Below are 22399 nucleotides of genomic sequence, written 5' to 3'. Positions count from 1 at the left end.
GTTTCAGATGTGGCACTTTTCACTACTTATTGACGATTGATGTTTTGCTCTGTGAATTGAACATATTCGCGACGACGAGACCTGTAAAGAACGCAATGACACTCATGACAAACGGTGTTCCACTTTCAGGAATCCCGGGATAGATGACGAATAACGAACCTACAATAAGTCCGATAATCACAGCAAACATGATGTACTTAAAATGCTTCAGCAAATAACTGATTGCTTTGTTGCTGACGATGAACCCCACAATGATTCCTGCACCGATAACAGCGATAATTGATAAATTAAAGTTCGATAATGCACCAATTGCCGTCGAGTAAACGCCCAAAACCAGCAAAATGAATGAACCGCTAATACCCGGCAATAACATGGCGATACTTCCCGCCCATCCAGCGAAAAAGAGTCCAATCGCATTGGAGGCAGTCAGGGATGTAATGACTGCTGTATCTTGTGGTTTAATGAATGCCAGTGAAGCGAGTGCTCCTCCAACTAATAGAATGACTATGAAATGTTGCCATGTAAAATTTCTTTTCACACCCGCTTGCTTTGTAATGAAAGGTAGTACGCCGACGACAAGACCCATAAAGAAATACTGAGTAGGCGCAGGCTGATTTTTAAGTAAGTATTCGATTACCTTACTGAACAATAGAAGTGTGATTCCGATTCCAATACCTAACGGCAATAAAAATCCGATGTGTTTTTTCCAATTACGGCTGAAAAACCCGCTAATCGATGCTAGTAATTCATCATAAATACCCAAAATGAACGCAATTCTTCCTCCGCTCACACCAGGAATAAGATCGCTAATCCCCATAAAGAATCCACGATATAAATTTCTCCACTGCATAACTATAGTTCCTCCAATATCAATTGACTGTTCTTAGTATAACACTTTGACGTGCCTATAAGTAAGAGGGTAAGTGACAATTTAAGCCTACTACATGTAAAGCAAAGCATCCTTTTTGTATAGTTAACTTTACAAAAGGAATATCATACTATACAATCAACTTAACATTCAGCAAGGAGGAATCCATTTGCTTACAAACCGCGTGAAGGAATTAAGAGCGCGTTTCAATTTGACACAAGGTGATCTCGCCGACAAGGTTGGGGTAACAAGACAGACAATCGTCTCGCTCGAAAAGGGTAGCTACACCCCTTCCCTACTACTAGCTATGAATATCGCAGAAGTGTTTGAAATGCCGATTGAGAGAATTTTTTCGAAAGAGGAGAAAAATAAATGAGTATGTACATTACAGTGTTTTTAAGGATTATGCTACTGCTATCTCTAGCGGTAATGGTTTTTGATTATTTAAGGGTGGAGCAGCTATATATTCAAATGGACCGAGGCTTTATTGATGGGTTTGAAGTCTTTATCACTCGATGGCCAGGGTTTATTTTTATAATTATTGTCATTTTATTTGTCATCATAAATACCATACAATTTATTCTCGTCCGTAAAAACAAACACTCTATTTTGAATGCATTCTTAGCCGTAGAATACGATGTTTCAGACGAACGAGCTGTTCAAATTACACTTAAAGCAGTCAGTAATGCATTCATCTTTATTTTAGTTTACTCATTTTTTATTGTTGGATCTTATATGTTCATTCCAAATTATTTTGTTGATTATATTTGGTATCCACTCTTTACAACAGTCTCCATTCCTATAGTTGGATTGCTGACGTATTTAATTTCATTTAAAGTACTGCAACATAAGTAATGAATATGTGCGGATTTCAGATGAGAAGCTTAACCTAACCTTATCTCTTAGAATTTGACAATTATTACATTTAGTCTTCATGTATCGGGCACCTTTTATTATGATTCAACTATATATGTTGAATAAATGAATACGGCGTATGCGCTTCACAAGGGATTATGGTAGGCCACTGAAAAAGCCCTTGTAATTGGAATGAATTAGGATTCCCACTAATACCGCTTCGACGCTTTGTGGATGCCTCCCGCGATAAGCCAGAAAGAAGACCCCTTTCAGTCTTATCGCTCCGGCTACCACGAAGTCGCGCCTTCGCTAGAAGGTCTATGTGAGAAATCGCATTTCGCTATCTGCGATGAAATCTGCAACCTGTAGTGTGTCTTTCTTGAATAGAATTAGTAGCAAAAAGTAATCACATTATAGTCTCAGTATATATATCAAAATCACATTTCTCTCGATAATGAACACCCTAGCGCAGGCGCGGCAATGGGGTCGCCGAAGCCGTAAGCTCCTATCGCCCTAGTGGCAATGGCTTTAGCCCTGATCTTCGAGGGGAAATTCCGGCTTATGTTATCTTTATTGATTGCTTCTTCCACCCCGATTGCCGGTATGATCGCTTATTACTTTTCTTATCGCCACCATTATTTACGATAAAAATCTGACGAATTATTTTCTATACTTCCAACAAAAAACGCCTAAACAGATAAATCTGTTTAGGCGTTTTTCATTTAAATAGCTTGCATTTCATTTTTACGACGTTCAATTGCTTCGAGACGCTCGTCATATTGTTCTACTGTCAAGTTATGCTCAACGAAGTAACGGTTCCGCGGATGTGTACGACATTCGTCCGTACAACTGCGCATATACAAGTGCTCATTTTCTTCAGAACAAATAATTTTTGCGTTACATATCGGATTTGCACAGTTCACGTAGCGTTCACACGGCGTATCATCAAAATGATCACGGCCGACGATTACATGCTCCACTTGATTGATTGGAACCGCAATTCGCTCGTCAAATACGTAACATTGTCCGTCCCAAAGCTGACCTTTGGCAACAGGATCTTTTCCGTACGTGACGATTCCTCCGTGCAATTGACCAACATCTTCAAAACCTTCACGTACAAGCCAACCGGAGAATTTTTCACAACGTATTCCACCAGTGCAATACGTTAGGATTTTCTTCCCTTCGAACTGTTCTTTGTTGTCGCGAATCCACTCAGGCAGGTCGCGGAAGTTTTCAATTTCTGGACGAACTGCTCCACGGAAATGTCCAAGATCAAACTCGTAATCATTACGTGCATCAATGACAACTGTATCTTCATCTTGCATCTGCTTGAAGAACTCTTCAGGACTTAAGTAATTACCCGTTAATTCATTTGGGTTAATATCATCAGGTAAGCTCAAGTTAACGATTTCTTCACGAGCGCGCACATGCATTTTTTTGAATGTATGTCCATCTGCTTCGTCGATTTTGTAAACGATATCTTTGAAACGATCATCGCTTTTCATCATGTTCATGTACGCTTCCGTCTGTTCAACGGTTCCCGAACATGTACCGTTAATTCCTTCAGTACCTAAAATAATACGACCTTTTAAACCAATTTCATTACATGCCGCCAAATGTTCAACAGCTAACGTTTCAGGATCTTCAATCGTTACATATTTGTAATAGAGAAGAACCTGGTATGCGTTTTTTTCCATTTTTTCCAACCACCTTGTTTTTATAATTGCATGTTATAGCAACAACCGGCTCGGATTATTCACAAATAATTGTAAATATACAAAAGCAAACCCGTATTTGCAAGATCCGGGACGCTGATATTATATCACAAATAGACAAAAGCGCAAGCGCCTGTTCAGAGGCGACAGGCATAAGACGAGCTGGCCAAGCCGATTTTTTACCGCACAGCAGGACCGACTTATGACCCGAGCCTCTAGGCGCTGAAGTCTGGACGTAACAAGCTTCTTTAGCTACGTTGGTCAAGAATTATTCCGAGTCAATATATACCCAAATTACCCTTCTATTAACTAAGGTTAATTAGTTTTCCCGAATTTTATGTCAATACTTGGTACATTTCTTTTTTTCATGTATACTATAAAAGTATGTTTAATGATAGATTTCGACATATATATAACTTTTTGAAACTATTAACGAGACTCATCCGTCTAACTTTTTATAAACAGTAAAGGAGCCTACAACATGAAAAATATGCACCGAAAACGTCGTTCATCCTGGATTGACATTACATTTTCAATAGCTATCATCGCATTAACCGTATCGGCTATCTATTTAATTTCACAAACTACTAAGAACGAGGCTTCTTCGCTTCCTGAAAAGAACAAGGCTTCAACTTCGGTCGTAATCGATACGATTGACTCCCATTATCCAGGTATTAAAATTATTACGGAAACTTCTAATGATACATATATTCCATTTGCCATTCAATATCCGCAAAGTTTACATAGTCCATTCAATGAAGCTATTTCCAAATACATAACAACAGCTAAACAAAACTATTTAACTACAATGGCAGAAAACAAAAAAAACGGTAGTAAATTCACAGGTGAACTCAACATTTCTTTTGAAACCCTTTCCCATTATTCAGGAAACTATTCGTTTGTTCTTGTTAACAGTAGTTCAACCGGCGGGGCAAACGGTACAACCGATATTCGATCATTCCATTTGAATCCTGAAACAGGAGAAACGTTTACAATTGCGGACCTCTTTGGACGTGATCCAAAAAATCTCGAACAACTTTCTACTTTAGCACGCGAAGCAATTTACAACGATCCTTTACTTGCAGATCACGTTTTCCCGGAAGAAGTGCATCTCCAGACTGAACCAATCTGGGCAAACTTCGATAATTTCGCAATCACGGATGAATCTCTTATTCTTTATTTCGATGAATACGAACTAGCAGCGGGAGCAGCCGGTCCACCGATTATCGTAATTCCAGTGAGTGATATAAACAGCTTACTTTCCGAAAAGTTCCAATTGGTAGTTGAAGATACTGATGAGAATACGATTACCAAAGATCCGGTGAAGGAGGAAAATCCAGCTACCCCTCCTAAGGATACAGAATCCTCTACAAATCAAGTCAACAACGATAGTGATACTACTGAAGATGAAACGGAAGGATCCACAGAAGAAGTCGATGATGGCATTAAACAAATTGCCCTTACATTCGATGATGGGCCCGATCCTAAAGTGACCATTCAAATTCTTGAGACGTTAAATAAATACGATGCAAAAGCAACATTTTTCATGCTTGGTAGTCGGGTTGAATACTATCCGGAGATCGCAAAAAAAGTACAAGAAGCAGGGCACGAACTTGGGAATCATACCTGGAACCACCCCGATTTAACAAAGGCAAACGTCGAAAAGGTTCGCAGTGAAATCAACGAGACGTCTTCCATTATTGAAAATGTCACCGGTCAGAAAGTAACTGCATTCAGGCCCCCTTATGGTGCAGTTAACAAAACTGTTCGTAGCCAAACAAACTTACCTGTTGTTCTATGGGATGTAGATACGCTTGACTGGAAACACCGTGATCCAGACAAACTTCTTGCACATGTAAAAGGTGCGACAAAAGATGGCAGCATTATTCTTATGCACGATATTCACCAATCGACAGCGGATGGTCTCGATGCAGTTTTAGCTTACTTGCAAAGTGAAGGCTATACATTCGTCAAAGTTTCAGAGTTACAATAAGTAGTCACTTTACTCCCCCTGGACTGGATGTTCAGGGGTTTTTAGTTTAACTTGAGTCAGTAGAAGACTCTGCTTATTCAAGTTAAGCCTCCAACGGATGTCACAAATTTTGAAAGGTGTTAATTGCGCAAGCGCAACTACCCCAAGGCGTAATTGATTAATGTAAACCAACACTTGCTCTATACATAATAGAACACATTTGTTATAATAGAATTAGAACAGTTAGGAGGTAATCAAATGTTCATCCAAATCGAACCGGAATCGGATATACCAATTTACGCACAATTAGCCTCCCAACTAATCGAAGCGATTGCTCGTGGAAAACTGGTAGGCGGGGATGCGCTACCATCCGTTCGATCATTAGCAGCAGACCTTGGCATGAATATGCATACCGTCAATAAGGCTTACCATGAACTTGAAAGAAAAGAAATCATTCGGATTGTTCCAAAGTCAGGAGCTATCGTCAATCCTCTTTCACAAGATGACATTCGTGGGGATCATCTTGAAAGAATTTCCACAGAAATAAAACCAATCATCGCAGAAGCAATCGTGCTCGGGATGAAACCTGAAGCTATTAATAAATTAATTTCATCTATCATTTTATCTATTAAGGAGGAGTAAAGGAATGGAACTTACACTATTTTTAGTCATAATCGGTTTTCTCTTTGTACTGCTATCCGCCACCCCATTTTTATTGAGACGGACAATTGCGTTCGGCGTAACGATTCCAGAAGGACATACAGACGACCCTACAATTGCTTCTTTCAAGAAAATATATGCCGCAACTATTTTCATTACCGGTCTCATTTCACTGATTGCTTATTTTACCTTGGCCAACACTAGTAGCCTAACGGAAGACAAAATTATCTTAACCGGATTAGCGATTCAGTTCGGTATCATCTTTTTGAGTATGGGGCTCTATTTTTACTTTCATGCAAAAACAACACGTCTTAAACAACTCAATGAATGGGGCTTACATTTGAAACAGGTCCGAATCGCTGATTTAGCTATCCGAACAAAAGACGAAATGCTTCCTTCATTTCTTTATGCTTTACCAATGATTATAACTATTGGCCTAATTGCCTATACTGCAACCCAATACAGTAGTATGCCTAGTATGATTCCAACACATTGGGGACCAAGTGGCCAAGCAGATGCCTTTAGCCCGAAAACACCTTTCTCCGTAATTGCCCTTCTACTCATTCTGTTGGTTATGCAAGGGATGATGCTTGGGATCAATGCATTCACAAAAAATTCCGGCATTAAATTGAATGCCGCAAAACGAAAAACATCTCAAATTCAACAATTATCGTTCCGTAAATACACGAGTTGGTTATTATTTATGATAAGCGTACTCATGACTGTTCTTTTGGGATTCCTACAGCTTACGACAATCCATGAAGGACTTGGTAGTGCAGTACTTATGCTTGCATTACCGTTGGGTTTCTCACTAATCGTCCTTATAACGACAGCTATCTATGCTTTCAAAGTCGGTCAGAGTGGCTCACGGATCAATGTTGACATTGAAGATGATTCTATTGCCGGTATTACTGACGTCGATGACGATAAGTATTGGAAAGCTGGGATCTTTTATGTGAATAAAGACGATTCCTCCATTTTTGTTGAGAAAAGATTCGGTGTCGGTTGGACCATCAACTTCGCCAACCCGATTGGATACATCATCCTATTTGGTCCATTGCTACTCATCCTGGCTATCACTTTCTTTTTATAGTTTTAAAAGCAGTATGTTTCAGAGATTAACGTATACACTACAGCTGTATATAAGCTGAACTAAAACCCATTATGAGCTACAAACCATGCATAGTATTATTTTAGAGCAACAGAAAACCCACCTTGGCCAAGGTGGGTTTTCTGTTGCTCATTCTACTAAAGCCCTCATTAGTGAAAAACCACTTAACAGCTAGCCCATCCGCTTGAAATGATTGACCAAAATGGCGCACCACTAAATTATTTTTACTGTTGATATTCATTTTTTCATTTTAAATAAGTGTAAAGTATTTGAACAGGTAAAGTAATTAATAACGCCATAATCCAATTTTTTCTCTAGTTCAGGTATTGCTGAAATTAGCAGTACTATGATTACGATAATACAAATCGGAATATGCCATAAAGTTCTATATATGTTGAACAAATGAATACGGCGTATGCGCTTTACAAGGATTTTTGGGAGGCCACTGAAAAGATCTAGTACTTTGAATGAAATAGAAATCCTACGAATACCGCTTCGACACTTTGTGGTTGCCTCCCGCGCTGGATGGTCTATTTGAGAAAGCGCATTTCATTATCTGGGATGAAATCTACAACCTGGATTGCGACTTTCTTGAATATAATTATATATGTTGAATCTGGTATATATACTGAGCGAAGGCGCCTTAACGGGGTAGCCAACCGAACAATGAAGAGTTCAGTTTGTATAATTTCTGCGTTCTTTGCAGAAATTATACAGTTAATGCCAAGATATTATTCCAGATAGGTTAAAGAATACCTCATCTGGCTTATTGCGGGAGGCATCCCCTAGCGCCGTAGCGGTTCAATGGAATTCTTTATTTCAATTTTTATAGTATCAAATAGTAATCACCTTACAATCTCGCCATATACATCTCAAAATCACATTTCTCTCGATAACGAACATCCTAGCGCAGGCGCGGCAAAGGGGTCGCCGAAGCAGTAAGACTGGATGCGAAGCGCTAATCCAAGCTTACTGCGTAAGGCATCCCCAAAGCGCTAAGCGTTCTACAATCCGCACCCCGAATTAATACTCTCTCCTTATTGATCGCCATAGTAAATTTAGTGGGATTCTTTAATTCAACATATATGATAAACTTTTTTCTATAATTCAACTTCCAGTAAATAAAACCACTATCACGACCATTTTTCACTGTTAGCATCCCCTCTTCATGTACTACTACTATTACGTTCTATATCGCAAGGTAGTTTCAAGCAAATCACTACTGATAAATATTTTCCCGAATTCCACGCAAAAAAAAACCGCGCAAGGCGGTTTTTCAATTTACCATAAAATATATTTAACTAAAGATACTTGTACTATGAAGTGGTTGCAATCTTGCTTTTGGATCGACATAAGCTTTCGCATGATTCACCGCAATCGGCGCTTCGCCAAGTCCGACAGCAATTAGCTTCACCTTGCCTTCATAATTTGTAACATCTCCAGCTGCATAGATACCTTCGATGTTTGTCTCCATACGCGTGTTAACCATAATCGAGTTACGATCCATTTCTAGACCCCAATCTTTCAAGGGCCCAAGAGAAGATATATTACCGTAGTTAACAATTAAATGATCGACGTCAAGACGTTCCTCAGTTCCGTCTTTTTCTGCTAAGACGATGCCACTAACCTTGCCATCTTCCCCTTCAATCACTTTCACAGCACGGGAAGTTTTCACATCAACTTTCGATTCCATCAGTTGATTAACGCTCGTCTCATGTGCTGTAAAGCGTTCACGACGGTGAACCAGTGTCACAGTTGAAGCGATATCCTCCAACATAAGTGACCAGTCAACCGCGGAGTCCCCACCGCCACAAACGAGTACATTTTTATCTTTAAAAATCGTCAGATCCTTAATGCTGTAATGAAGTGTATTTCCTTCAAAAAGGACTTCTTCAGGAAGACCAATCTTACGTGGTTGGAATGCACCGATTCCAGCAGTCAAAAGAATGGTACGTGTCAAATGAACGCCTTTATCTGTTTTAAGAATGAAATGATCTCCATCACGCGTTGCTGACATAGCCGTTTCACCGAGAAGGATTTCTGGTTTCGAATAATGAGCTTGCGTTACTAGATTCGCTACGAAATCTTTCGCAAGAATTTTAGGGAATCCGCCCACATCATATATATCTTTATCAGGATACAGTTCGATCAGCTGACCGCCAAGTTGTGGCAAGCTATCGATGATTTTTACCGACATTTCACGCATTCCAGCATAGAAAGAAGCGAAGAGTCCTGTCGGTCCTCCCCCGATAATTGTAATATCAACGATTTCGTTATTCATAGTTAAACACTCCAATTAGATTAGTCTCGGATAAAAGTTTTCTTCTTCTCTATCCACTCTACACATTATCTAACAAAATACAATAAAATACACATAATCTGATTTTCGAATTAAAGGTACGCAATAAAAGGCCTGTACACATCAAATGTGTACAGGCCTTTTATTTCTTCCTATTCGCGATGCGCTCTGCAATATGCAAGAACAGTTTCTTTCTCGTCATCTTCCAATTCGAAATCAAGAACTTTCTCACTTGAACGCTCAAAGAAGTGATATGAAGCAATTCGACCTTCATCCTCGTCAATTGCAAAGATTACTCGAAGGCCCGTTCCACCTTCAGAATAAAGCTCGTCTTCTTCATCAAGATTAATGTACAATCGGTATTCATAACGCTCTCCAGCAATGATCCCAGTAGGATCGTTAATTTTTTTGATGATATACTCAGTAATTTCCATAGTAGTACCAACCTCTCACTTACAATTTTAGATTCCCCGGCTACAAAGCCACTACACTCCATAATACATCATTCAACACCAAAAGGGTTAACTTTGGCACATACCTTATTTTTTAATGAATTTAATCATTTCGTTTATCAAGAGAGGCAGCAGACTTAAAGCGGCAATAACTAGCCATTCCATAGGCCCTAGTGAATGCACACTAAAGACTTTTGCGATTGGACCAACTGACACGATAACCACTTGCAAAATGATTCCAAGCAAAATTGAGTAAATCAAGAATTTGTTTTTGAAAATCCCTGCTGTAAATACAGACTTATCCATCGACCTGAAGTTAAGGGAGTGAACAAGTTGGGAAAAACTTAGTGCGATGAAAGCCATTGTCTGTCCGTGAACTAGTGCGCTTTCTGGAATTCCCGATGAAAACAGGGCTAGGAAACTACCTTCATGCTCACCTGACATGTATACTCCAACCATGAAAGCGACGAGCGTAATCGCCCCAATCAAAATTCCGTTTAAAATCAAAAATGGAATAGATCCTCTGAATATACTCTCATGCCGGTGTCGTGGTTTTTCTTTCATTACTCCAGGCTCTTCAGGATCCACACCGAGTGATAGTGCTGGAAATGTATCTGTCACAAGATTTATCCACAGTATATGAATCGGACGCAATAGTAGCGGCCATCCTAGTAAAATCGCGGCAAAAAGCGCGATGATTTCACCTAGATTACATGACAATAGAAATATGACGGACTTCTTAATATTGCGGTAAATCACACGTCCCTCTTCGACAGCTTTCACGATTGACGAAAAATTATCATCTGTCAAAATCATGTCTGCTGCACCTTTTGCAACATCAGTTCCCGTAATCCCCATTGCCACGCCAATATCTGCCGCTTTTAATGATGGTGCATCGTTGACGCCATCCCCTGTCATCGACACTGTATGACCTTTCACTTTAAGTGCTTGTACAATCTTCACTTTATGTTCTGGCGAAACACGTGCATAGACATTAATCTCTCCGGTTTTTTCTACCAATTGATCCCCCGTTATCGAATCAATTGTTTTCCCTTCAATTACTTCTGATTTCCGAGTCGCAATTCCTAGTTCTTTCGCTATTGCAAATGCCGTGTCCTGATGATCACCAGTAATCATCACTGTTCGAATCCCAGCTTCTTTCGTCACTTTAATTGCGTCTTTCACTTCTTCACGCGGCGGGTCAATCATTCCGATAAGGCCAAGGAATGTCAATCCTTCTTCAGCTTGGTCTAGTTCCATGGCTTTGGCTTCTTCTACAATCTTATAAGCGGAGCCTAATACACGTAACGCTTTAGAAGACATCGTCATGGCCGCTTCCAGAATTGATTGCCGGTCTGCTTCATCAAGTATCCTTGACCCATCAGCTACTTCAATATGTGTACACTTCTGTAGGATGCCGTCAATAGCACCTTTTGTATGTGAATACATTGCATCTGCAGATCGATGTACCGTAGTCATTCGTTTCCGATTTGAATCGAATGGTAACTCCGTGATTCTAGGATAGTTATTATCCAACAGTTCTTTTTCCAGTCCGGATTCTGTCGCCGCTACGACAAGCGCAATCTCTGTTGGATCTCCTGTTTCTCCTGTTTTAGAATACGTCGCATCATTACACAATGCGATATTCTCAAACAACAATTTTTGTACCGGGTTTTTCAGATTAGCTTTACTTAACTCATTTAAAGTCCCATCTGCAAAAAACGTTGTAACCGTCATCCTATTTTGAGTCAACGTCCCGGTTTTATCAGAGCAGATAACATCCACAGAGCCTAGCGCTTCCACAGCAGGGAGTTTTCGGATGATAACGTTTTGCTTAATCATCCTTTGAACGCCGATTGCAAGGACGATTGAAACGATCGCAGGCATCCCCTCAGGTATTGCTGCAACTGCAAGACTGACCGCTAACATAAACATTTCCAAATAGCCACGCCCTTGAAGTATGCCAATCGTAAATATGATGACACAGATGGCAACAGCAGCAATGCCAAGATATTTACCTAATTGGGCAAGGCTTTTCTGAAGAGGCGTCTCGTCGTCCACTTCCTGGTCAAGCATGGTAGCCACTTTCCCTATTTCAGTCTTCATGCCTGTTGCAATAGCAATTCCAGTTGCACGCCCATATGTAGTCAATGTCGACATAAAGGCCATGTCTTTTCGATCTCCGATTGGCATTGAGGGATCTCCACTAAAATGTGCATCCTTTTCAACAGGCACAGATTCACCTGTCAGTGCCGCCTCTTCAATTTTCAAATTTACTGATTCAATTAGTCTGATATCACACGGAACATACCTGCCTGCATCAAGGAGAATGATATCACCTGGAACGACTTCTTCCGACGGTATCTCTTGCTTGACACCATCCCTCCTTACAAGTGCTTTAGGTACTGCCATATTTTTCAACGCTTGAAGCGCTTCCTCCGCTTTCGATTCCTGAACGACCCCCACAACTGCATTGATGATAACGACCAATCCAATAATAACTGAGTCTGCCACTTCCCCAAGTATTCCGGAAATAACAGCAGCAACGATTAATACATAAATTAACACATTATTGATTTGTGCAAAAATCCGTTGTATCAGCGTACGGCTTTTACTACCCGTAAGTTTATTCGCCCCGTATTCATCCAGCCTTTTATTCACTTCCTCTTCACTTAATCCAAATTCCACATCCGTATCCATCAATTGTTCAGTTCCATTTTGCATTTTATTGTTCCCTCCATATACCTCTTAAATATCCAATCTATCACATGTGTTGATTTACCAAAAGCAACCAGTAAATGACTGAATCCAACACTAGGCACTTCTTGTACAATTACTTTTGGATTGCTTGGATTGAACGACCTCTATACGATTAACGAGGTGTCTTGATGTGAAGAAATCGCATGGTGCTTATTCATCCGTCGCTATCCAAATACATTCGTACACAAAGTACTAAAGATTTTCGGGACGAAAGAATAGCGGGCTTCTTATCTGGATAATAGTCGCCAAAGATACAATTTTCGCGACTGAAGCCTTCTCCATAGTCTTGTCTTTTTTAGTTAAGAAAGAGTCACTTTCTTATAGTCCATTTCATGATAAGATGCATACTCTTTACTAAAAGTAAGCAAGGAACACATTGTAGAAAGTACTAGAGTGCCCGAAATTGTATCTTCGGGCACTTACAACCTTTATAAAGAGTCATCTATTCTTTTTTTCTAAAGTAGCTGTATTTTTCACTTGAACGTTGTAGGAACGCGACAGGCAACTATTCGTAACAGGATTACTTAGGAGGAATGAACTGCAATTCCTCCCCAAAGGGTGTGGCTAGGAATGACGAAGTCATTTCTAGCCACACTTGTCCCTCAGTAAAGTTGTCATGAATAGCTCGCCGAAAGCGGACCGGAAATGATCCAGTGAAAATAGAGTTTTTCAAGCCTTTCTTACCTGCTCTTTATGAAAGAAAACGGTTAATAAACAGACGTGCCAATGTAGACGACTATTTTCATACTTCTTCTATTACTATGCTTTAGTCATGATACTTCTTTAACAAGCTAATTTGACAAAATACATGAAAATCGTAAATTTCTTTTGCAATATTCCGGAACTTCGTGAACAATATAAAGAGTGAAGTAATTCACTAGTAAACTAGCAGGGGGAATCATTTTGATTAAATTTGAAGACTATCAATACTCAAAGCTCAATATGGCAGAAGTAAAACAAGACTTTGACGAGTTGCTACAGGAATTCCGTACCGCAAGTTCTTATGACCAGCAAAATGAAGTCATTGAGAAGATCAACACGATTGGTAAAGACTACTCAACAATGGCCAACCTTGTCTATATCCGTGCATCCATCGATACAAACGATGAGTTCTATCAGAAAGAACGCGATTATTTCGACGAAATCGGACCAGAGTACCAAGAACTTGAAACCGCTTACTACAAAGAACTGGTTTCCACTCCTTTCAGAGCACAACTCGAAGAAAAATGGGGCACTCAACTATTCGCTTTAGCTGATAATGCCATAAAATCGTTTTCTCCAGAAATTGTTGGCTTGTTACAAAAAGAAAACAAACTAACTTCCGATTACTCGAAACTGGTCGCATCTTCACAAATCGAATTCGATGGTAAAACACTTACACTTGCTCAAATGGGACCCTATGCAGAATCTACGGACCGCTCCGTTCGTAAATCAGCTATGGAAGCTTCCTACAAATTCTATGCTGACAATGGTGAAAAGTTCGATGAAATTTATGATCAACTTGTTAAACTCCGTCATGAAATCGCGACGACACTTGGTTACAAAAACTTTGTGGAGCTTGGTTACCTAAGAATGGAACGTATCGACTATGATGCAAATATGGTGAAGAAATTCCGTGATCAAGTACGCGACCATATCGTTCCGCTCGCAAGCCGCCTTTATGCGCGCCAAGCTGAACGTATAGGCGTAGACGAATTGAAGTTTTACGATCAGTCCTTAGACTTCCTTACAGGCAATGCAACACCCCAGGGATCTCCTGACTGGATCATTGAAAACGGTAAAAAGATGTATGCTGAACTTTCACCTGAAACTGATGCATTTTTCAAATTCATGACGGACAAGAACTTACTAGACGTCGAAGCGAAGACAGGGAAAGAAGCGGGCGGCTATTGTACATTCATCGATAATTACGATTCGCCTTTCATCTTCTCTAATTTCAATGGAACTTCTGGAGATATCGATGTGTTAACGCATGAAGCCGGGCACGCATTCCAAGTGTTCTCTAGCCAGAATATTGGTATATCAGAATATATGTGGCCTACATCTGAAGGTGCAGAAATTCACTCAATGAGTATGGAGTTCTTCACATGGCCTTGGATGGAACTCTTCTTCAAAGAACAAACGGATAAATATAAATTCGCACACCTTAGCAGTGCATTGCTCTTTTTACCATATGGCGTCGCAGTCGATGAATTCCAGCATGTCATCTATGAAAACCCTGAAATGACAGCTGCAGAACGAAAAGCAGCTTGGAAAAAGATCGAGAATATCTACCTACCTATGCGGGATTACGATGGCATTGAATACTTGGAATCGGGTGCTGTTTGGCAGCGTCAGGGTCACATTTATGAAAGCCCATTCTATTATATCGATTACACCCTTGCACAAATATGTGCGTTCCAATTTTGGAAACGCTCATTTGAAGACCGTGATGCGGCATGGAAAGATTATTTACATCTTTGCACACTCGGTGGTTCAAAATCATTTACAAAACTAGTCGCCGAAGCCAATTTAATATCACCTTTCGAAGACGGCTGTGTTGAGTCTGTTATCGGAACAATCGAATCATGGCTCGATTCGATTGACGATAAAGCACTTTAAAATAAAGTAAGTAGAAGCAGAAATGCTTCACGGTTTCTCTTCGGAGGTGCAAACAAGCAAATAACATTAAATTTCGTAGCCAAAACCACATTGTATTAGAGCATAAATTAGCACTGCAATTCGCAGTGCTTTTTTGATTTATATAGAACAACGAAAGTTCGCTTTTGGGCGTAATAATAAAAATCCTCCCAATTTATAAACGGACGGGATACTCTAAAGTGATGGAAAATTTTAATTTCTAAGTATTGTTGGTATAATAGAATATTGGAATTATTTATTATTGAACTAACGACAGTTTTTCTCAATGAAAATATTGACTTAGATCCAACATTTCAGGAGGTAGATATAATGACCAATATACTAATTGTAAAAGATGAAGTTCATATAGAGGCTACTCCTTCAAAAGTATGGGAGGTACTCATTAACCCAAAATATATTGCACAGTGGGATGAACTTCCAGAAAATTATCCTAGTGAAAATATGAGTAAGGGAAGTAAAGTGGTTTGGGAGCATCCTAACGGTGACCAGACTGTTACAACAATTATAAAAGCAGAAGAATTGAAGGAATTAAAACTTGCCTTATACTCATCAAATTGGGAAGTAAAACCGAATGAAGGTGATGTGGCATATCTGTTTAAGTTAGAAGACCTAAACGGTAGTACTTTACTAAAAATTGAAATTGGTGATTTTTCACTCCTAAAAGATGGGCAAGACTATTATGATGCCTCGGTAGAATTTGCATCTGAAGCAAAAAAAGTAATTAAAGAATTAGCTGGAAGTCTATAGGTATATTCTAATAATAGCTACACCTCTTATTATGCTAATCAGTGCTTTAGTTCAAAAGGGAGGAAATTATTTCGTTGTTTTAAATGCAAACACTGAATTACTGTTCAGTGTTTTTTATCGTTTATAGTTAATTATCATACCACGTATACACTCGCTTACTAAATTGCCACCTAAATAAACTGATTTAAATATGTGTGCTTCTAAGCGAAACATGATTCGAGACTTACTTAATTAACAATGAGGTTGTCCCCAATTATTTGGACAACCTCATTAAATTTATTACCTATCCACAATTTCAAAAATCACATTAAACCTACTGCATTGCCTTGTAAATCGATATCCATCTGAAGTGCTGCAGGCGTTTTCGGCAATCCTGGCATCGTCATAATATCCCCCGTCAGACAGACAAGAAATCCTGCTCCAAGTTTCGGAATGATTTTTCTAACAGTAATAGTAAACCCTTCAGGGCGCCCAAGTATTTTCGGATCATCTGAAAATGAATATTGGGTTTTGGCCATACAAATCGGCAAAATTCCCCAGCCATTGTTCTCGATATTTTTGAGATCTTTTAACGCTTGTTCTGTAAATACAACACCCAATCCACCATATACTTTTTGAACAATAGCTGTAATTTTATCACTTACGGGCTGTTCTACATCATAGAGTGGAGCGAAATTATTTGGTTCATCCAGAAGCTTTAAAACTTCCTGCGCCAAAGCAATGCCGCCATCTCCACCGCGTTCCCAGACATCAGTGAGTGCTACCCTTATTTCGTTTTCCTCACACCACTCAAAAATGACTTCCAGTTCTGCACCAGTATCCGTGATGAACTTGTTCAACGCAACGACCGGTTGGACACCGAATGCACGAATGGTATCAATATGCTTAGCTAAGTTGACTAATCCATCCGTGACAGCCTGTACATTCTCCTCTGCAAGCTGGTTTTTCGGAACTCCGCCATGCATTTTAAGTGCACGTACTGTTGCCACAATAACAACTGCATCAGGTGAGAATCCACCTTGACGTGCTTTTATATTCATGAATTTCTCAGCACCTAAATCGGCACCGAATCCAGCTTCCGTAACGACGATATCAGCAAGTTTACGTGCCGTATTTGTTGCAATTAACGAGTTACAGCCGTGCGCAATGTTCGCAAAGGGTCCACCATGTATAAGTGCCGGAGTCCCTTCAATTGTCTGCACAAGGTTTGGTTTGAATGCCTCTTTCAGTAGAAGTACCAATGCCCCCTGGACACCAAGGTCTCGTACCGTTACCGCCTCTTTATCATACGTATAACCGATAACGATACGTGCAAGTCTTTCTTTCAAGTCTTGCAGGCTTGTCGCTAAACAAAAAATCGCCATAACTTCAGATGCGACTGTAATATCGAAACCATCTTCTCTTGGAACTCCTTGTGTAGGGCCGCCGAGTCCAATTGTTATGTTGCGTAATGCGCGATCATTCATATCCAAGACGCGTTTCCAAGTAATTCTCCGCGGGTCAATCCGAAGCACATTTCCGTGGTGAAGATGATTATCTATAAGTGCACTAAGCGCATTATTCGCAGTCGTAATTGCATGAATATCACCATTAAAATGTAGATTAATTTCTTCCATTGGCAACACTTGAGCATAACCACCGCCTGTAGCCCCACCCTTCATCCCCATAACAGGTCCAAGGGATGGTTCGCGTAAAGCAATCATTGTCTTTTCTCCGAGCTTTGAAAGGGCATCAGCAAGCCCTACAGTGACAGTCGACTTCCCTTCCCCCGCCGGCGTTGGGCTAATGGCTGTGACAAGAACCACTTTTCCATCCTTGCTACTCTCGGCTAACTTAGTTACATCAATTTTCGCTTTGAATCTGCCGTATGGTTCGACCGCTTCTTCGGGTATACCTGCCTCTTTGGCTATAGTCCAAATCGATTTCATCGTGGCCTGTGATGCTATTTGTAAATCAGTTAATGGCGATACTTTTTTTGTCATGTCTGTCCCACCTTTTTTATTTTAAGTATACCCCAGCTATATCCAAATAGCGGGATATCTCAGTGAATTTTATACGACATTATAATTAACTGAAGTACTACATCATTTCGTTACTTGCAGTACCACTTTTCCAAATTGCTTACTCTCTTCAATATAATCGAATGCCTCTGCCGCTTCATCCAAATTGAAGACTTTATCGACAATTGGACGTGTTCCATATTTTTCGACATGCGCAATCATGTCACGTAACTCTTCTCGACTACCTAACGTAGAACCGAAAAGTTGGTACTGTCCATAGAAAAACGCGCGCAAATCCAAGTCGACTGTATCATCAGTCGTTGCTCCAAAAATGACGATACGCCCGCCTTTTTTCAATAAACTAAGCGAACGATTAAACGTCGCCCGGCCAACACTTTCGATAACGAGGTCGATTGTCTCTCCTTCTAACTCCTTGTTCCAATCCCCATTCGTATCAAGAGCGATGTCCGCGCCAAGTTCAAGTGCCTGTTTTCGCTTAGCTTCACTGCGGGAAGTAACAATCACACGTGCTCCAACGTTTTTAGCGAATGAAATAAGATACGTGGCTACTCCACTGCCGGCACCTGGGATGAAAACTGTATCCCCCGCTTTCAATCCCCCTTTAGTAAATAGTGCACGATAACCTGTTAAACCCGCTAACGAAAGTACCGCTGCCTCTTCCCAGGACAAGTGAGTGGGTTTCCTTTCAATCTGTTCAGCCGAAATAGCAATTTTCTCAGCAAATGTCCCATTATCTGGCATTCCTAAAATATCAAATTCTGCCGGTGGGGCATCGCTGTTTTCAAACCAACGTAGCGAAGGATTAATCATTACTTCATCCCCGACTGCAAACGCCGTTACTCCTGCACCTACTGACTCAATAATTCCTGCACCGTCAGATCCTAGCGTCAATGCTTGTGCCTCATTCCCCCTACGTCCAGGTATATATAAGTCTCGACGGTTCAAACCTGCCGTCTGAATCGCAACGACGACTTCACCACTTGCTGCAACTGGTTCTTTCATGTCACCTATTTTCAACTGCCCTAATTCATGGATAAATGCTTTCATCTTAATCATCCTTTCTTAAGTGCATACTATCTCTATCATACCTTAATAGTTACCTTTTTTCACACTCTTCTAAATAGTAAACGAAATGAAAGAAGGCAAGAAACCAATTATAGTTCAAATAGGTTTCTTGCCTTCTTAACAATTGAAGTAATCTTTTATTTGCCGTCGCTTATCTTTTCATCTTCCCAACATTCTGCACCTTTTAGCCCGGGAATCGTACTAGACTTGAATATAGGATTGAGTCCTCTTTTTCGTTGTTCTGTATAATCATCTAGTGTTTTGAATGCCACTTTTCCTAGAAGGAAGATAACTATTAGATTAATGACTGCCATCATCCCCATGAAGAGGTCCGCCATGTTCCAAACAAGATCCACTTTTGCAAGCGTTCCAAACATGACCATCGCGAGTACACCAAAACGGTAAAGAGTTAACCATATTTTATTCGCGTTGATAAATTCAATATTCGTCTCGCCATAATAATAGTTTCCAATAATTGAACTGAAAGCAAAAAACAAAATGGCAATTGCCAAGAAATAAGGTGCCCACTCTCCTACATGGACACCAAGGGATGTCTGCGTCAAGAGAATTCCATCCACTTCACCTGTATTATAAAGATCGGCAAGAATAATAATGAACGCCGTTGCAGAACAGATGATGATTGTATCAAAAAACACACCTAGACTTTGAACAAGACCCTGTTTTGCCGGATGCGATGTACTTGCAACCGCAGCAGCGTTCGGTACACTCCCCATACCTGCCTCATTGGAGAATAGTCCACGTCGCACTCCTTGCATAATCGCTGCCCCGACTGCCCCACCGACCGCTTCGTTCATTCCAAATGCGCTCGTGAAGATTAGTTTAAATACTGCGGGAACCTCATTTATATTCATAATAACGACATATAAAGCAACAATAATATAGAGAATAGCCATAATCGGAACGATAACTTGTGTGACATTGGCAATCCGTTTAACGCCTCCGAAAATAACAAGAGCCGTTATAAAAATAAGAACTAATCCAATAACCCATTTTTCAATATGAAACACACTATTGAATGATAAACTTATTGTATTTGACTGTACAGCATTAAAAATAAAACCGAAGCAAAGTGTCAGCAAAATAGCGAATATGATACCCAGCTTCCGATTCCCCAAAGCCTTTTGCATATAATAAGCAGGCCCTCCCCTGAATGTATCGCCGTCCTTCACTTTATACACTTGCGCGAGCGTACTTTCGATAAACGCAGTCGCCATTCCGATTATCGCAATGACCCACATCCAGAAAACTGCGCCTGGCCCTCCAATGCCAATTGCAAGGGCAACCCCAGTGATATTCCCTGTTCCAACCCGTGATGCAGCACTAATTGTAAACGCTTGAAAGGAAGATATCCCGCCCTTCACTTCCGGTTTTTCCACTATAAGTTTAAACATTTCACCAAACAGGCGAAACTGTACAAATTTCGTTCGAATCGTAAAATAAATACCTAAACCAATTAACAAACCGATTAGGATATACGACCATAAAAGGTTATTCCCTGTCGTTACAATCCACTCTAAAGCACTTTGAATCATTTCTAGTTCCTCCCTATTCCATTTTTAACATTCGCAGTGTAATTTTTATACACATGTCAAAAATGCCTTTACCTTAACTACGGATACTTTCACGTTAAGTACATATCATATCCTATTTCGACAAATGAGAATAGCAGTTATTTAATGGGATTTTACGGTAGATTCTATTATTATTTTCAACAAAAAAACCTCCTTCAATAATCGAAAGGAGGCTAGGACTATTCTATTGTGCGTAATGTGACAACTACTATTTCCGGTTGATTGAACAGCCTCACTGGAATGATGCTATTGCCCAGGCCGCGACTGACTACCAAGTCGCTGCCATTCTTCTCATGGACGCCTGATGAATATTTGGGAAACCAACCTTGTCCGGGTGAAACGAGGCCACCGATCCCTGGTATACGAAACTGTCCGCCATGAGCATGACCACTGAACGTCACATCTATCCCGGCTTCAGCGTATACATCAAATTGCTCAGGTCTATGTGACAATAGCACTTTAAACATCTCATCAGGTATATTTTCAAATGCTTGTTCTATCGATATTTTAACGTCTTCATCATCTTCAAGCTCACTTGCCAGCGGATCTTCAATTCCTCCTATTGCTATTGAACTATCGGGAAACAATGTAATTACATCCGCTTCGTTCGATAAGACACGAACCCCCAAGTCTTCGAGAGCCCCCTTAATACGGTCCATATCCTGCGTAGCGATTTCATGGTTTCCTGTCACGTAATAGATTGGAGCGACAAATTGAAGCTCTTCAATAAGAATCAGACTTTTTTCAAGATCGTAGCGGTTACTGTCGATAAAATCACCCGTAATGAATATCGCTTGAGGCGTGATCATTTTCACCCTATCAACAACATGTGAATGGTTTTCACCCAATTCGGCATCATGTAAATCAGAAATCTGGACGATAGTGTATTTGTCGTAATTAGCAGGGATCTTGTCCGACGCAATTTCATAATGCGTTACCCCGACTGTTGTATTTCCTTTATATACGACAAAGCAAAGAAGGACAAGTATGAATAAGATGAAAAACCATTTACGCCGTAAGGGCATCTTTTTTTTCGTTGTATTCGTAGTCGTTTTCATTACAACCAGCGTTTTTTCAACCTTGCAAGTTCTAAAAGTTCTAGGACCTCTTTTTTCGGCAGTTCTGTCAGTATCGCAAGCATTTCGATTTCTGCACGTTTTCTGCCCTTTCCGCTTCTATACGTTTCTTTGTGTATAGCATCAAGTTCTGCATACAGTTCGTCTGTATGACTCGTTTGTTCTTGTTCTTGCGTTTCTATATCGCTAATAACATTTTCTCTCAATTTGTCGTAAAGCATATCTACATTTGCAGATCCCGTGCTTTTAAACGGTTTTGACGTCTTCGAATTCCCTAGAATCAGCTCATCAGTTGTAACATTAAAGCGTTCAGATATTTTTGCCACCCAAGCCGCCGATGGAGCATTCTTCCCTTTTTCCCAATCTTTAATACGACTTGCTGACGTTCCTATAGCTGCTCCGAATGCCATCATTGATAATCCGCGTTCTTCACGCAATTTCTTTAACCTTATACCAAAATCCTCTTTGTTCCAATCGTTCACATTTACGCCCCCTAAAAAGTTTATATACAACTCTATTATTTTTTATCTGGAGGCTTCTGTCAATCTATTTTTTGATTTTTCTAT

17 protein-coding genes are annotated in these 22399 nt (G+C 40.1%); 7 read left to right on the top strand and 10 right to left on the bottom strand.

The window, feature by feature from the left end; genetic code table 11:
• Positions 1-22 precede the first annotated feature (22 nt).
• Positions 23-850 carry a DUF368 domain-containing protein gene (locus H7992_RS09015; protein ID WP_187047325.1) on the bottom strand — a complete coding sequence of 276 codons (828 nt, stop codon included), beginning with the start codon at positions 848-850 and terminating at the stop codon, positions 23-25.
• Positions 851-1037: 187 nt separating this feature from the next.
• Between H7992_RS09015 and H7992_RS09010 the strand changes: the two genes are divergently transcribed.
• On the top strand, positions 1038-1244 hold the full coding sequence (locus tag H7992_RS09010) for a helix-turn-helix transcriptional regulator (RefSeq protein WP_370569981.1): 207 nt from the start codon (positions 1038-1040) through the stop codon (positions 1242-1244).
• Positions 1241-1723, top strand: coding sequence for a hypothetical protein (locus H7992_RS09005; protein WP_187047324.1), 483 nt, complete (start codon positions 1241-1243; stop codon positions 1721-1723). The genes H7992_RS09010 and H7992_RS09005 overlap by 4 nt, the downstream gene beginning before the upstream one ends.
• A gap of 722 nt (positions 1724-2445) precedes the next feature.
• Here the strand turns inward: H7992_RS09005 and H7992_RS09000 are convergent.
• The gene (locus tag H7992_RS09000) at positions 2446-3420 is read right to left on the bottom strand and encodes an oxygen-dependent tRNA uridine(34) hydroxylase TrhO (protein WP_187047323.1); all 975 of its coding nucleotides are present in this window, start codon (positions 3418-3420) and stop codon (positions 2446-2448) included.
• Positions 3421-3919: 499 nt separating this feature from the next.
• On the opposite strand from H7992_RS09000, the gene H7992_RS24660 reads away from it, so the two are divergent.
• The 3 genes from H7992_RS24660 to H7992_RS08985 all read left to right on the top strand — a co-directional run bounded on the left by H7992_RS24660 (position 3920) and on the right by H7992_RS08985 (position 7163).
• Entirely contained in the window at positions 3920-5431 is a 1512-nt protein-coding gene (locus H7992_RS24660; protein WP_255428629.1) for a polysaccharide deacetylase family protein, read from the top strand.
• Positions 5432-5668: 237 nt separating this feature from the next.
• Entirely contained in the window at positions 5669-6052 is a 384-nt protein-coding gene (locus tag H7992_RS08990; protein WP_187047322.1) for a GntR family transcriptional regulator, read from the top strand.
• Positions 6053-6056: 4 nt separating this feature from the next.
• The gene (locus H7992_RS08985) at positions 6057-7163 is read left to right on the top strand and encodes a DUF1648 domain-containing protein (RefSeq protein ID WP_187047321.1); all 1107 of its coding nucleotides are present in this window, start codon (positions 6057-6059) and stop codon (positions 7161-7163) included.
• A gap of 1315 nt (positions 7164-8478) precedes the next feature.
• On the opposite strand, the gene H7992_RS08980 is transcribed toward H7992_RS08985, so the two are convergent.
• The 3 genes from H7992_RS08980 to H7992_RS08970 all read right to left on the bottom strand — a co-directional run bounded on the left by H7992_RS08980 (position 8479) and on the right by H7992_RS08970 (position 12656).
• Positions 8479-9462, bottom strand: coding sequence for an NAD(P)/FAD-dependent oxidoreductase (locus H7992_RS08980; protein ID WP_067207734.1), 984 nt, complete (start codon positions 9460-9462; stop codon positions 8479-8481).
• A gap of 170 nt (positions 9463-9632) precedes the next feature.
• Positions 9633-9914: a DUF6509 family protein gene (locus H7992_RS08975; protein WP_067207728.1), complete on the bottom strand. Its 282-nt coding sequence runs from the start codon at positions 9912-9914 to the stop codon at positions 9633-9635.
• A gap of 105 nt (positions 9915-10019) precedes the next feature.
• Positions 10020-12656, bottom strand: a complete 2637-nt coding sequence (locus H7992_RS08970; RefSeq protein ID WP_187047320.1) for a cation-translocating P-type ATPase — start codon at positions 12654-12656, stop codon at positions 10020-10022.
• Between the two features lie 978 nt (positions 12657-13634).
• On the opposite strand from H7992_RS08970, the gene H7992_RS08965 reads away from it, so the two are divergent.
• Both H7992_RS08965 and H7992_RS08960 read left to right on the top strand, forming a co-directional pair.
• On the top strand, positions 13635-15293 hold the full coding sequence (locus H7992_RS08965) for a M3 family oligoendopeptidase (protein ID WP_370569998.1): 1659 nt from the start codon (positions 13635-13637) through the stop codon (positions 15291-15293).
• A 348-nt stretch (positions 15294-15641) separates the two neighbouring features.
• Positions 15642-16079 carry an SRPBCC domain-containing protein gene (locus H7992_RS08960; RefSeq protein WP_067207723.1) on the top strand — a complete coding sequence of 146 codons (438 nt, stop codon included), beginning with the start codon at positions 15642-15644 and terminating at the stop codon, positions 16077-16079.
• A gap of 302 nt (positions 16080-16381) precedes the next feature.
• Here the strand turns inward: H7992_RS08960 and H7992_RS08955 are convergent, their stop codons facing one another.
• The 5 genes from H7992_RS08955 to H7992_RS08935 form a co-directional block, all read right to left on the bottom strand.
• Complete coding sequence (locus H7992_RS08955) at positions 16382-18061, bottom strand: formate--tetrahydrofolate ligase (protein ID WP_187047318.1); 1680 nt, start codon at positions 18059-18061, stop codon at positions 16382-16384.
• 102 nt (positions 18062-18163) lie between these two features.
• Positions 18164-19147, bottom strand: coding sequence for a zinc-binding dehydrogenase (locus tag H7992_RS08950; protein ID WP_187047317.1), 984 nt, complete (start codon positions 19145-19147; stop codon positions 18164-18166).
• A gap of 155 nt (positions 19148-19302) precedes the next feature.
• The gene (locus tag H7992_RS08945; RefSeq protein ID WP_187047316.1) at positions 19303-20718 is read right to left on the bottom strand and encodes an alanine/glycine:cation symporter family protein; all 1416 of its coding nucleotides are present in this window, start codon (positions 20716-20718) and stop codon (positions 19303-19305) included.
• Positions 20719-20936: 218 nt separating this feature from the next.
• Positions 20937-21815 carry a metallophosphoesterase gene (locus H7992_RS08940; protein ID WP_255428628.1) on the bottom strand — a complete coding sequence of 293 codons (879 nt, stop codon included), beginning with the start codon at positions 21813-21815 and terminating at the stop codon, positions 20937-20939.
• Positions 21815-22315 carry a helix-turn-helix domain-containing protein gene (locus H7992_RS08935; RefSeq protein WP_067207712.1) on the bottom strand — a complete coding sequence of 167 codons (501 nt, stop codon included), beginning with the start codon at positions 22313-22315 and terminating at the stop codon, positions 21815-21817. The genes H7992_RS08940 and H7992_RS08935 overlap by 1 nt, the downstream gene beginning before the upstream one ends.
• Positions 22316-22399 lie beyond the last annotated feature (84 nt).

The organism is Sporosarcina sp. resist, assembly GCF_014302295.1.
Taxonomy (GTDB): domain Bacteria; phylum Bacillota; class Bacilli; order Bacillales_A; family Planococcaceae; genus Sporosarcina; species Sporosarcina psychrophila.
This window is presented reverse-complemented; position numbering and strand designations above follow the sequence as displayed.

Bases quoted from the DNA above. Each gene is read 5' to 3' on its own strand.
- H7992_RS24660 (WP_255428629.1), top strand. From the start codon at position 3,920: ATGAAAAATATGCACCGAAAACGTCGTTCATCCTGGATTGACATTACA.
- H7992_RS08970 (WP_187047320.1), bottom strand. From the start codon at position 12,656: ATGCAAAATGGAACTGAACAATTGATGGATACGGATGTGGAATTTGGA.
- H7992_RS08980 (WP_067207734.1), bottom strand. From the start codon at position 9,462: ATGAATAACGAAATCGTTGATATTACAATTATCGGGGGAGGACCGACA.
- H7992_RS08940 (WP_255428628.1), bottom strand. From the start codon at position 21,815: ATGAAAACGACTACGAATACAACGAAAAAAAAGATGCCCTTACGGCGT.
- H7992_RS08965 (WP_370569998.1), top strand. From the start codon at position 13,635: ATGGCAGAAGTAAAACAAGACTTTGACGAGTTGCTACAGGAATTCCGT.
- H7992_RS09015 (WP_187047325.1), bottom strand. From the start codon at position 850: ATGCAGTGGAGAAATTTATATCGTGGATTCTTTATGGGGATTAGCGAT.
- H7992_RS08960 (WP_067207723.1), top strand. From the start codon at position 15,642: ATGACCAATATACTAATTGTAAAAGATGAAGTTCATATAGAGGCTACT.
- H7992_RS08945 (WP_187047316.1), bottom strand. From the start codon at position 20,718: ATGATTCAAAGTGCTTTAGAGTGGATTGTAACGACAGGGAATAACCTT.
- H7992_RS08985 (WP_187047321.1), top strand. From the start codon at position 6,057: ATGGAACTTACACTATTTTTAGTCATAATCGGTTTTCTCTTTGTACTG.
- H7992_RS08955 (WP_187047318.1), bottom strand. From the start codon at position 18,061: ATGACAAAAAAAGTATCGCCATTAACTGATTTACAAATAGCATCACAG.
- H7992_RS08975 (WP_067207728.1), bottom strand. From the start codon at position 9,914: ATGGAAATTACTGAGTATATCATCAAAAAAATTAACGATCCTACTGGG.
- H7992_RS09005 (WP_187047324.1), top strand. From the start codon at position 1,241: ATGAGTATGTACATTACAGTGTTTTTAAGGATTATGCTACTGCTATCT.
- H7992_RS09000 (WP_187047323.1), bottom strand. From the start codon at position 3,420: ATGGAAAAAAACGCATACCAGGTTCTTCTCTATTACAAATATGTAACG.
- H7992_RS08990 (WP_187047322.1), top strand. From the start codon at position 5,669: ATGTTCATCCAAATCGAACCGGAATCGGATATACCAATTTACGCACAA.
- H7992_RS08950 (WP_187047317.1), bottom strand. From the start codon at position 19,147: ATGAAAGCATTTATCCATGAATTAGGGCAGTTGAAAATAGGTGACATG.